This is a genomic window from Paenibacillus sp. PCH8 (assembly GCF_002968835.1).
Lineage (GTDB): Bacteria > Bacillota > Bacilli > Paenibacillales > Paenibacillaceae > Paenibacillus.
This window is the reverse complement of record NZ_PKQK01000004.1, coordinates 75,953-88,073: the sequence shown is the minus strand read 5'-3', so window position 1 is coordinate 88,073 and position 12,121 is coordinate 75,953. Positions and strand designations below refer to the sequence as shown.

General features: G+C 42.8%; 12 protein-coding genes and 2 pseudogenes. 4 read left to right on the top strand and 10 right to left on the bottom strand.

The features are described from left to right. Positions 1–60: 60 nt before the first annotated feature. Positions 61–957: a LysR family transcriptional regulator gene (locus C0Q44_RS22070; RefSeq protein ID WP_105409396.1), complete on the bottom strand. Its 897-nt coding sequence runs from the start codon at positions 955–957 to the stop codon at positions 61–63. Positions 958–1,095: 138 nt separating this feature from the next. Here C0Q44_RS22070 and C0Q44_RS22065 point away from each other — a divergent pair, with 138 nt between their 5' ends. The 3 genes and pseudogenes from C0Q44_RS22065 (at position 1,096) to C0Q44_RS22055 (ending at position 4,452) form a co-directional block, all read left to right on the top strand. Next, the gene (locus C0Q44_RS22065; RefSeq protein WP_105409731.1) at positions 1,096–1,800 is read left to right on the top strand and encodes an O-methyltransferase; all 705 of its coding nucleotides are present in this window, start codon (positions 1,096–1,098) and stop codon (positions 1,798–1,800) included. Between the two features lie 77 nt (positions 1,801–1,877). Then, positions 1,878–3,188 carry an MFS transporter gene (locus tag C0Q44_RS22060; protein WP_105409395.1) on the top strand — a complete coding sequence of 437 codons (1,311 nt, stop codon included), beginning with the start codon at positions 1,878–1,880 and terminating at the stop codon, positions 3,186–3,188. A gap of 167 nt (positions 3,189–3,355) precedes the next feature. Beyond that, positions 3,356–4,452: pseudogene (locus C0Q44_RS22055) on the top strand (AbrB family transcriptional regulator). A 127-nt stretch (positions 4,453–4,579) separates the two neighbouring features. Here the strand turns inward: C0Q44_RS22055 and C0Q44_RS29895 are convergent. The 3 genes and pseudogenes from C0Q44_RS29895 to C0Q44_RS31575 all read right to left on the bottom strand — a co-directional run. Then, positions 4,580–4,684: pseudogene (locus C0Q44_RS29895) on the bottom strand (YkgJ family cysteine cluster protein); the annotation flags it as partial. A gap of 216 nt (positions 4,685–4,900) precedes the next feature. Further along, positions 4,901–5,098 (bottom strand): hypothetical protein, encoded by a 198-nt coding sequence (locus C0Q44_RS31580; RefSeq protein ID WP_308737455.1) that lies wholly within the window; start codon positions 5,096–5,098, stop codon positions 4,901–4,903. Between the two features lie 89 nt (positions 5,099–5,187). Next, positions 5,188–5,691, bottom strand: coding sequence for a hypothetical protein (locus tag C0Q44_RS31575; RefSeq protein WP_308737454.1), 504 nt, complete (start codon positions 5,689–5,691; stop codon positions 5,188–5,190). A gap of 809 nt (positions 5,692–6,500) precedes the next feature. Between C0Q44_RS31575 and C0Q44_RS22045 the strand changes: the two genes are divergently transcribed. Further along, positions 6,501–7,352: a chemotaxis protein gene (locus C0Q44_RS22045; protein WP_105409394.1), complete on the top strand. Its 852-nt coding sequence runs from the start codon at positions 6,501–6,503 to the stop codon at positions 7,350–7,352. Positions 7,353–8,104: 752 nt separating this feature from the next. On the opposite strand, the gene C0Q44_RS22040 is transcribed toward C0Q44_RS22045, so the two are convergent. The 6 genes from C0Q44_RS22040 to C0Q44_RS22020 all read right to left on the bottom strand — a co-directional run bounded on the left by C0Q44_RS22040 (position 8,105) and on the right by C0Q44_RS22020 (position 12,114). Beyond that, positions 8,105–9,076, bottom strand: a complete 972-nt coding sequence (locus C0Q44_RS22040; RefSeq protein ID WP_105409393.1) for an IS30 family transposase — start codon at positions 9,074–9,076, stop codon at positions 8,105–8,107. 239 nt (positions 9,077–9,315) lie between these two features. Then, positions 9,316–9,483, bottom strand: a complete 168-nt coding sequence (locus tag C0Q44_RS22035; RefSeq protein ID WP_105409392.1) for an aspartyl-phosphate phosphatase Spo0E family protein — start codon at positions 9,481–9,483, stop codon at positions 9,316–9,318. Between the two features lie 125 nt (positions 9,484–9,608). After that, the gene (locus C0Q44_RS30360; RefSeq protein WP_181151130.1) at positions 9,609–9,761 is read right to left on the bottom strand and encodes a hypothetical protein; all 153 of its coding nucleotides are present in this window, start codon (positions 9,759–9,761) and stop codon (positions 9,609–9,611) included. After that, positions 9,758–10,573, bottom strand: a complete 816-nt coding sequence (locus tag C0Q44_RS22030; RefSeq protein ID WP_146113498.1) for a hypothetical protein — start codon at positions 10,571–10,573, stop codon at positions 9,758–9,760. The genes C0Q44_RS30360 and C0Q44_RS22030 overlap by 4 nt, the downstream gene beginning before the upstream one ends. Then, positions 10,561–11,196: a hypothetical protein gene (locus C0Q44_RS22025; protein WP_105409390.1), complete on the bottom strand. Its 636-nt coding sequence runs from the start codon at positions 11,194–11,196 to the stop codon at positions 10,561–10,563. Before C0Q44_RS22025 ends, C0Q44_RS22030 begins: the two co-directional genes overlap by 13 nt. Before the next feature lie 513 nt (positions 11,197–11,709). Then, on the bottom strand, positions 11,710–12,114 hold the full coding sequence (locus tag C0Q44_RS22020) for a DUF5071 domain-containing protein (RefSeq protein WP_105409389.1): 405 nt from the start codon (positions 12,112–12,114) through the stop codon (positions 11,710–11,712). Positions 12,115–12,121: the final 7 nt, after the last annotated feature.

Sequence of the window (12,121 nt, the reverse complement as noted above, 5' to 3'; positions counted from 1 at the left end):
ACTGAAAACAGGTCTTTTTGAACACGTATTTTAAGTTATTTTAAGTTACAATCACGCTATTTATTTCATCAAAGCAGCTTCTTGGCGGATAAGCTTGACCAGATGCTGTGCAGCAGGCGATAATACCTCCGCCGCTCGTGTACATACGGCAACCGTATTTCTCAGCTGTACACCTCGAACAAACACACGTGCCAGCCTGCCTTGCTGCACATCTTCGTTCACAACCAAAGAAGATATAAAGTTGGCCCCATAACCTGCCTTCACCGCACTAATCGTTTCGTTCAGCCCGTTGAACTGAAGCGCAATGCGGGGAGCGGCCAGGTTATTTGTTGTGCAAAGGGAAACGAGTCGCTCACGTGTAGCACTGCCTTCTTCGCGCATGATGAACGGTTCTGCCATCATTTCATGCAGCTCGATTTCTTTTCCCGCGTAAGGATGGTCAGGGTGCACAACAAACCACATCTCATCGTCAAACAATTCATCCCATTGGACACCTGCATGTGTAATGCCACTTCCACCATACACTGCAATCTCTGCCTCATAACGAAGTAATTGGTCAAAAGCCATCCGGGTGTTTGTTGTGCTAACAACAATCTCCACATCCTCGTGCATTTGCTTAAACCGCGCAATCCAGCCCGGCAACAGAAAATTTGAAGGCAAGTAGGTTGCCGTAAGACGGATCAGTCCTTTCTTGCCCTCCCGAAAATCCTGCACAAAATTCTCGACATCCTGCTCCAGCATGAACAGACGTTCCGCATAACCTGTTAACTGTATCCCCGCATCCGTAAGCACCAGTCTTCTTCCCTCCGAAACAAAAAGCTGGATTCCCAATTCACGTTCAAACTTCTTCACCTGAGAAGATACCGCAGGTTGACTAATATTTAGTTCCTCTGCGGCACGAGTGACCCCGCCATATCTCACGATGGCATGAAATAATCGTAATCCATGCAGATTCATGTTTACACCTCTTCCACGTCAAATACATAATCTAAAGTTATATTATCATACATAATATATATTTTATTTATATATCTACTCCATTTATAGTTGAAATAAGAAATCCAATACAAGAAACAAGGAAAGGAACATGTGAAGATGAAAAATATAAATACAACCGAACTACAGCATACCTGGACTCAAGTCGACGACTACATGAACGATCTGCTGATTCCATCAGATTCCCTGCTGGAACATACACTGCAAAGCAATGCCGAAGCTGGACTCCCTGCTCATGACGTAACACCAAATCAAGGAAAGTTACTTCAACTCCTGCTGCAAATCCAAGGCGCATCCCGTGTACTTGAAATCGGCACATTGGGTGGATACAGTACCATCTGGATGGCAAGAGCGCTGCCTGAACACGGACGCATCGTCTCACTGGAATCGGAATCACACCATGCAGACTTGGCCCGAGCCAATCTCACACGAGCAGGACTGATGCACAAGGTTGACCTGAGAGTTGGTCCTGCCCTAACCACCCTTCCCGATGTTCAGGAAGAATACAGGGAACCGTTTGATATGATCTTCATCGATGCTGACAAACCGAGTAATCCCGATTATCTGAGATGGGCCCTGCGACTGACTCGGCCGGGGAGTCTTATTATTGGTGATAATATCGTCAGGGACGGTGAAGTGATCCGCACAGACAGCACAGACCCCAGAGTTCAAGGCGTTCGATCATTCCTGCAGTTGATCGCGGATCACCCTCGGCTTGAAGCTACAGCACTGCAAACGGTCGGTAGCAAAGGTTACGATGGATTCGTCATTGCTCGTGTGATTGATGCCCCTGAACCAAAATAAACAGTGGTCAATTCTTCCGCAAATTCCCCTTTCCTGTTAAACTGGAATCACTGCACAGGCAGACTGGGGGGAACCACTTGAGAGTTTTACAACATATTAATGATGAAATTCGCGGCTGGTCCCGCAATATTCAACTGTTTTTTCTGGCTAGCATTCTGTATCAGATCGGAAATGGCATGTTCTCTGTCTTGTACAATCTATACATTCAGGGTCTGGGCTATAATGATACAATGAACGGCCAGATTGTAAGTATTCAATCACTCGCAACAGCCATTATGTTTGTTCCTATCGGTCTATGCGGTGATCTGTTCAGCCGCAAGCGATTACTCATTACCGGGGCGTTATTCAGCGGAATCTTTCTGATCGGACGCTCCTTCGATTATTCGGCTACAGGACTGATCTGGTTCGCGGTATTCTCTGGCCTTTTCGCTGGGGTGTTCCAAGTACTGGCCATTCCTTATCTGGCGGAAAACGTCAAAAAAAGCCAGCGGCTGAAGATGTTCAGTTATTATTCATCTCTTGTGCTCGCTTCCCAGGTTCTTGGTAGCCTGGGTGGCGGTGTATTCGCAGATTTGTTACATACGGCAGGACTCGCCAAAGTGACCGGATTGCAGACGGTTTTATTTGTCGGTGGTGCAGCAACACTAGCTGCATTTATTCCACTGTTATTTGTAACAGAAGGCAAGGCTGCTCCGCAGACCACGATTCCGGCGCAACCCGTTCTTCAACCCAATGCGAATCTAAAAGAAAGTTCAACGAATACCCCAAGCACGGACGATTCGATCACGAAGAAAAAAGATTCCCGACTGATTGGTCAGTTTATAGTGACTCAGTTGTTAATTGGATTAGGTTCTGGACTGGTTGTACCGTATCTGAATCTGTATTTCACCAATCGGTTCTCGGTTTCTCTGAGCGGCATGAGCTTACTGATTGCACTTGGTCAGATTATGACGATTGTATCCATGCTGATTGGTCCTACCTTGGCGGCAAAGGTCGGAAGCGTAAGAGCCGTTGTCATTTTCCAGGTCATGTCGCTGCCCTTCCTTCTATTAACAGGCTTCACCAATCTGTTGTTCATCGCTTCGCTCAGTTTCTTATTCAGACAAGCATTGATGAACGCAGCCAATCCCATTCATTCAGCCATACTGGTGGATCGGATCTCGGACAAACGCCGCGGCATTGCCAATTCACTAATGCAGACCTCGTTCATGATTGGTTGGGCTACTATGGGACCTGTTCAATCCTATCTGGTCACTACATACGGAACGTACTGGGGTTACGCGATCACATTCAGTATCACAGGCTGTCTATACGTTATTTCATCACTGATGTACTTTGTAATGTTCAGAGAACCCAAACCTTCCGCTACGGCTCTCGCCGGATCTTAATGAGTTGAACAGTAGCAGTATGGTTGTTCCGCAGATAACGCAACGTATCTCATCATCAGGAGTGATCACACATGAACATGAATTCTTCATTAAACCTGAATGCATACCTGAATCTCATACCACCTCATTCAACCGGTAGGCTAAACGGATGGAACTGATGCGCAAGCTTGGTTCCCCACGTTGTCTTTCGGTTTTTTCTTAGTCTGGCTGTCTCTGTTCTTGGCGGATTGCTGTTCACAGTTATTCATACACCAATCCCGTGGTTGCTCGGGCCAATGATATTCATGCTGCTTGGCTCCCAAGCCGCCAAATGGCCGCTCACATGGCCTGCCTCCATTCGGGACTATGGCATTTCGATTGTTGGTTATTCGATTGGACTCACCCTAACAGAAGAGGCGCTACATGGCATTCTGCAACAACTGCCCATGATGCTGCTCATGACCTTGCTGTTAATCGGATTGTGCGTCCTCACGGCCTACATCGGATCGAAGGTAACTGATTTTGACTTCCACTCCCTGCTGGTTGGCAGCATTCCAGGAGGACTCTCCCAGATGGTGTCCCTTGCAGAAGAGATGAAATCCATCAATCTGACGCTGGTTACCTTTTTGCAAGTGACTCGGCTGATCATGATTGTCTTCTGTGTTCCGTTCTTGCTGTTCAGTCCATGGGTTGGAGGTACCGCAGTTAGAGGTTTGGATCATCCGTTCATTGACGTAGCGACGTGGGGTTCCCTTTTCCCGGAGATTCTTGTCTATGCTCCGCTCTGTGTAGCGGGTGCATGGGTTGCACGCAAACTCCGATTTCCGACGGCCTTTATGCTGGGTCCCATGATTGTCATGTGTGTCGTTCAATTAAGTACAACGATGCACACGCCAAGTCTGCCAACCTCCCTCTTAAACGTATCGCAATTGATGATTGGCAGCCACGTTGGACTGATGCTCAAGCCGGAACAGTTGCAACGTAAGACACAGACAGTCACGCTAGCGGTGATGAGTAGTGTACTGCTCATTGTTGGTGCGCTTGGATTGAGTTATCTGTTATGAATGTGTTCTCCCTCTCCGCGGCAACCTCACTACTCAGTACGGCCCCTGGCGGGATGGATCAGATGAGTATCATGGCACATGAAGTGAATGCCGATCTTTCGGTTGTATCCGGGTATCAATTGTTCCGCATCCTGTTTATCTTTTTCATCGTCTCTTCCGTACTGAAGATGATTCTTGTACATATGTTAAAAGAAAAGAAAGCAGAGCCCTCACTTCAATGATCATATTTCGCCCCGATTCCATGACAAAGAGAGTATCCATTTGATGTCACATCCTGCGGATACTCTCTTTTATTTGTACAGACTTAACTTCAGCATTTGGCTTCATTCAATTTTAAGCATAATGACGCTGCACACAACGTACACCTGCCGGCTTGCCATGAGCCATGCCCGGTATGGGTGACGATATGGAGATCGCGATACAACATACGGCACAGCCTGTCCTGCATTCCATACATATTCCCTCCTGATTAAAACTTATAGTACTTACAATACGTGTTCAAAAAGATCGGTTTTCAGTACCAAGAAGATGGGATGAATTCCATATTCGATGCTGATGATGCCATTAGGCATCCTTCGTAATCAAAAGCGGACTTTTTGAACTACCTTTTATATTATGAGCGATTTATCCAAGTCCAGGTTCTAGCCAGCCCCTGAGCAATTCTCCGATTCATACTTCGATTTGAAAAATACCCCCATGACTTAGCGGATTCCAACTCATAGCCACGCCGCCAGAGTTCACTTCAATGTCTTCTTTGACCGCTTTCTCATAAGCGGGATCAATGGGGCGTAATGGATAACCCAGAATATCATCCCGATCGTAGAAGTTCACCCACTCCCCTTCCAGCCCAGCATAATACTGATTCACATGGGAAGAGGGCACCTGAATTGGACAACTAAAGTCATGGTAACGCAAACTCCATAAGGGCAGGGTTGTACCAAAGGAGTAAAAATTGGTCAGCGTATCCCCCGCTCCAGAGCCGAGTTAACATCCACAACCTCAGGCACACGACTGGAGGGATATTGCAGATCGTAGAAGAAGTTACTGGCGATTACGGCACCCAAACTATGGGCAACCACACAGAGCGGAGCTTCCGGTCCATTACGCTGTGCAAGAGTATGCATCGCCTGATTCAACGTTCGATGTACGGCATCGTAGTTATGGCCTTGATTTTCCACCGGTTGATAAGCAACCGCATCAGCCAGGTAATGGATGACAAATCGGCGCAACGCCTGAAAGTTCAATCCCGGAGAGCTGACGAGCTGTTGAAAGAGTGCCTCTTCCCGCTCCTCAAATACATCCGCCCAATATACAGGTTCGATATCGAGCATCTGTTTGGAGGCTCCAGGCAAGACCATCACCTTGTCCAATTCCTTATGCAAACAAGCAATCAGCTTGTCCGCGTACCCATCCTTCCGCATACCCAGCCCGTGAATGACCATCACCGCAATACGTGTCATGGCTCTCCTCCTCATCGATTGACTAGGATCTCTTTCTCCACCATATGAACGCCACGACTCGAACATGCCTGCAGCTTGCTTTGTCAGAAGAACCTTTCCAACCACCATTATTTTAAAAAATGTGATTCTTCCATTTTATATACAGTTTACCATGATCGTCATGAAAATAACGATCATACTAGAGTAAAGGGTTGGATTCAAACCAGCCCCTCCTCATCAAACCGTACGTGAGGTTTTCCCTCGTACGGCTTTTCGATGTTTGTCATTCGTCGGCATGCGGATCACAATAACGTTTTTAGTCCATACATATTGGCAATATACTTGAATTCAGCTCCTGTGCTATCTCTTCTTCGCATAGCACCGGGTTAATCGGTTTCATTGCATTATCTTTCAATCCATGCCATTCCCTTTACGCCGGAGGGTTCTTCACTGTTGTCCCAAGTTCTGCACAGCTTCCTCGGCCTTCGTCCATTGTCACAAGACTCGGCTCCCTCTTTTCCTCTTAGCAGGGCCCTATTGACTGCGCGGCAGGATTCACTTGATGTTGCGGTCTGGGTTGTCGCTCGCCCGGTCTCTGACCGATACTTTTGTCGATGCGCTTTTACACACAGATCTCGCCATGCGCAAGCGTCCTGGCTACAAAGGTGGCATGGCCCCTCCTTTGATTGGACTTTCACCAAATAGATAATGCGTGCCTCTGGGTACGTACATAATAAGTATCACAAAAGGTAAATATAAAGAGAGCCAACTTAAATTATATAATTGGGTCTTTTTTGTTTAAAATGCTGAAAACAAGGAGATGTATGTATATGTCACGTAAGATAGCAGTCATTGTTATACACGGCTTAGGTAAACAACATGAGGATTTCGCAACAATATTCAGTGATAATCTACACAAGACCTTTACTACAGTTAGTGGAATGAAAAATCCTGAGTTATGTATAGAAATTAGACCGGTGTGGTGGGCATCTGTTTTTGCTGAGCGCGAGGAAGAGTTAAAAAGGAAGTTAGTAGGAGCACCATATAATCTCCGATACGAAGAACTTAGAGAATTCATGATTCATTATTTGGCAGATGCTGTTGCATACCAGCCTTTAAGGGACGGTGGAGAACAAAACTACGACGCTGTGCATCATACGATAAGCAAGCAACTGAATCGCATAAGTATCGAAGTTGGGCCGGATACTCCTCTCTGTGTGGTTTCACATAGCTTAGGTAGCGTGATCGCTAGTAATTACTTTTACGATCTGCAAAACGCTAAGGAAAAAACAAAAATAATTGATCCTAGTTCCGCTTTAGAACGAGGAGAAACCTTATCGCTTTTCTATACTTGTGGAACTACCCTCCCTTTATGGAGTCTACGTTATACTTCCTTTGATCATCCAATCCAAGTACCAAGCAAGGATTTTTCAACCATGCATCCGAATATAGCTGGGGAATGGATCAACTTTTATGATAAAGACGATGTCCTTGGATTTCCATTGAAAAGCATACATCCTGAATACGATAAAATCGTTAAGGAAGACCGTGATGTGAATGTGGGGACTATAATCGACCGATGGACTCCCCTTTGTCACAACGGATATCTCCACAGTAATAAAGTGATAAGACCCATTGCTGAGGGATTACATAAGATCTGGCAGCAGATTAATGGACTTTGAATAAATCCAAGTACATTACCTTCTGAAGGGATCTCTTTCAAACAATCCACCTAAAAAAACAACCCCAATCTAATATATAACGATTGGGGTTTGTCTAAACTAAACATCCTCTTCAATTTATCAATCCAGATTAGTAATCATAAGATGTTGGCGTTCCTGCTGGGAATGGATCGCGAGCTGCTTCTCGAACTTGCACAACATCACCAGATTTAATGGGTACTACTTGATCCACAAATTAATAATATAGCTAAAAATAACATAAATCTATTCATAAGCGCTCGCAAAAGTAATTCCAGCAATTTGAACCTGTCCACACTCTGTAAATTCAGGTTGTGTTTCAATCAATCCGTAGACAACATTGGCTGCCCGTTGTGATAATTATCTTCATCAACTTGATGTCAGACCCTCACATTTCTATGTATTCTTCTTTACCAACCTTACGAGTAAACAAATTGACGATGACCGCGAATGAGAAGCGATAATTTTTACTTTGTTCTCTCACAGCCGCCTTATTCATAGGGTAATAATGCAATCTATTGTCTCCTCCCTCCTATATAATTGCTATTATAAATTCAACAAAAACAGACAAATTTCCTTTTTATTCCACGTCTATGAGAGACTACGGATAAGAGTGAGAAAATTTTCCTCATCTATCAGCCACGGTTAAAACAATAATACTAGAGATAGAAAGTTAATTTTAATCCTCTAATACAAATGCAATATCTTCAAAATACCTTTGTAGTGACAAGTTTTTATTTGACGGATTGTAATATGAAGTGCGACAGTTCTTCTGCGAAAGATTCGTGAGCGGTCTTCCAACCTAAGCATTTTCGTGGTCTGTGATTTATTAGATCGAGTGAATGGGCGAGATCATCATCATAAACCCTCGCGAGATCGGTACCTTTAGGGAAAAACTCTCGAAGTAATCCGTTCGCATTCTCGTTGGAACCACGTTGCCAGGATGAATACGGATCAGCGAAATAAACGTGTAGGTTATGGGTGGTTTCCAGATGGGCATAGCATGCAAACTCCTTGCCTCGGTCAGCCGTGGCTGTTAGGAAGGTTCCCGTGGGATACTGTGAGATCGCTACACCGAGCGCAATCTCCATCGACAAAGCGGTGCGATCAGGCATGAGAACAGCGGTATATAAACGTGTCTTGCGTTCAATCAACGTCGCTACACAGCCTTTACTTTTCCCACGACCCGATACAACGGTATCCAGCTCCCAGTGCCCAAATGTTTCACGGGAACGGACTTCTTTTGGGCGATCTGAAATAGTCCTTTCAATAGCGAATTTACCGCGCGTTTCTGCGGGTTTCTGACGCTTCCCCTTATGCCGAAGAACCTGTAATACGCCTCGAACCAGGCGACCTGCATAGATCCAGCGATAGATGGTTTTGAAAGAGACTGCATCCCGCCCTTCGATGCGGAAACGTTCGGTGATTTGTTCCGGAGACCACGTTGCCTCCAATTTTTCCTCCAGTGAAGCAGCCAAGGCATCGGACCAATTCCCAGGAGAGACTGAAGCCTTACGACGCTCCTCATAAGCATTCTGAGCTTGTTCTGCCTGATAAGGATGTGATGAAGTCACCCGATCTAACTCACGACAAATCGTCGATGGATGCCGTCCCAGTTCTTTCGCAATGGCTCTTGAGCTTCTACCTTGTCTGTGGAGGACTTCTAGCTTGCTACGTTCGATGTTGCTAAGATGTCTGTAGCTCATGGTTGGATTCTCCTTGTGTGAATGGTGTTGTGGTGAATTCATTCTACACGAATCCGGCCATGGGCCATTTTTTATTTATTTCCAGTAGGTGTCGCACTTCATATTACAATCCGTCTTTTCTTTCATACAAATACACCTGAATTTTATTTATGGCTTTTACCCTTTAATCTGAGCCAAAGCTTGATTTATGTTCCGCGATTCCCAGGACTCCATTACTCTAATTCACTAAGCAGACGGATCTAACTGGATGATGCTTTTGTATCATTATTGTGTTGATTTATTAATTCATCTAATAGTTCAGATTGTCTGATAACCAGCGGATGTTCAATACCGTGAATGCTCACTAACTTGTTCAAGACATCCCGCTCTTGTTCTATTTTTTCTTTAATTATAGGATTAATCGACATCGCAAAGTCACCTCTATAACTAATCCTAACTCTTTCTATTCAAACTCCAGATTGGTGCATATATACATAAAATACAATTTAAAAAAACCTCCATCTAAGGAGGTTTTGGACATTACTATTCTGTTTTACCAACCGCCAGCACCGTGTGAGCTCGTTTTTATTATGGAAATTTCTTTTTTTGGAATAACTTCGTTGTTATCAGCTGATACCTGATTAAATGGAGCAATTACCAAAATTGCTAAAGTCACAGCCAAAGAAACGATCATTATCTTCTTCATATAACTAATTCGACCTCCTTTAAAATTGCTTTATACTTATCTAGTTGATCCACTGTTGCTGAATGCCTCAATTTCTCAAATAAGCAGAAGCATCTTACCAGATAAGCATCATTATTTAGTTTAGCAGATATTGACAAACTATCTAACACAAAGATTATACCAATATTATGACGTGAAGATCTAATATAATATTCAGCTAAATCAGCTAAGAAAATCACAAATCTGTCGTTAATTACTTGAGAAGTATATGTCCCAACCTTTTTCTGGGAGATTACCTGGTTTTGAATCATTTCGTTATAGCGCTCTAAAATATGGTCGATATTACAGGAGTATTTCAGCCCAGCTTTCACAACTTTGAATAGACCCAGAAGTATTTCGTTATCGTTGCTAGCCAGAGAATCTACATAATTCTCAATTAATTGGATATCCCCTGTCATTATTCTATAAAGCATTCTATTCGCGGTGGCCCAGACTAAAAATTGTTTCTTTGTTTGCTCGGCTGCAGCGTCGGTTTCAACGATCCAACTGTGATCCTCATATTTTTCTAAATGATAAAAAGCTTCATTGAAATCACTAGCCTCTTCAGCTACTGTCCCTAATATCAAATGCGAATACAAAATATACCCAAATAATAATTTTTTAGGTCCACTCACACTGATTTCATTTACTTTCCTTTTATGTTTTAAATCGTATTGTATTCTAGCTATTCGTCCCATTTCAGTGCTTAATTGTTTTGCTCTCTCCCATTTCTGCAAAGAAACATACAAGTTAACGAGGTCTTTTATAGCATCAAGTTGTTCTAATTCACCCAACCTTGTGAAAAAGGTTCGAATACAAGAGCAAGTTCATAATTGATCTGTTGATCGTCCCCTAGTGATAATTTAAAGATTCTATATTGGCATACAGCCAACCTTTCGGCGTGCTGATAACGTTCTCCTTCTGATACTTTTTTATATATAAGAAGTGATGCCGTGGTATTGCCTCCTTCATACAGAGACTCAGCAAAATCAAATAGCGAAGAAATATAGTAAGACTTCTCCAACATAAGATCAACAATTTTTTCAATACAGGTTAGATCATTTAACTGTGAGCATCTAATTAGAAACGGCCGTAACCTTCTCCAATCTGTTGATGGATCAAGTAGCAGTTCATCTACATATAGATCATAAAAAGTACCCTCTTCAAGTCCCATCGTGTATGTCATTCTATCAAGAGCTTTAATTGGAATGAGCTGAGAACCATTGATAAAGCGACTAAGAGTACCAGAATTTATACCCGATATTTCAGCAAAATGATAAACAAGCATTTGATTTTCTTCTATGTAATTTAACAACTCTGCCCGAATTGATTGTTGAGTTTTCACTTCCAAGGATGATTTCACCTCCATTGATAAAAACCCATTTTTTATGTCTTTATCATCTATATAGGTAATCATATGGATTATTCTACCACTGGTCAATGCTTTTTCTGCAATAATACTTAAACAATTGAATTTCGCAGAATTATAAGCTAACTTTTTATACGAGCAACAAAAAAAGGAACCAAACTAACCCGGCCCTTTAGGAAGTTCATTGAACCATTAATCACTAATAAATTCGCAGTTGTTTAATTAATCGACTTATCTAATAAATTTATTTGTAGACTGCTTACTTCAGCTTCTTAAAACAAGAACCCCAATAAAAATATTATGATTGGGGTTCTTCTAAAACTAAACATTCTCTTCACTTTATGAAGTATTAATCATAAAAAGTTTGCATTCCTGTTAAAATGGGTCACGAGCCGCTTCTCGAACTTGTACAACGTCATGCTACCCTTATTTATTGCCACTATTGACGCACATATAGAAGAAAACTGCCTCCGATGAGTTCCGGAAGCAGTTTGTAGTTTAGTACTTTTCAAGAATTGCTAAAGTAATCTCTTCAAACTGATTTTGGGGAATTGTTCATTTTCACATTTGATTTTCTTGCTGTTCTATTTTGTTTAGCAATGGCACTATGACTTCATCTAACTCTTCGAGTATTTCATTTTTTGTAGGATTCTTCAATATTAATTCCAATTCCTCCTTTAACATTACTAAATAAATTAAGGGTAATCTGCTAATTAAGCCACTTAACATAAAGTATTCCCACTGCGGATCTCTTGTTTTGAACACATTTTTAATATGGGGAATCAATTCTTCTCCGAACCTCAGAAGTAAATTTTCAACAACTCCTGAAATCGGCCAATTCCCGTCTTGTAACCACTCGAACAGTTCTGGTAATATCTCCTCTAATTCGTTGTTACTAAGGCTGCTAAGCTTTTCCACAGATTCGAAATCAGCTTTGTCCTTAGGTAACATCTTTTTTATACTCATTCATAAT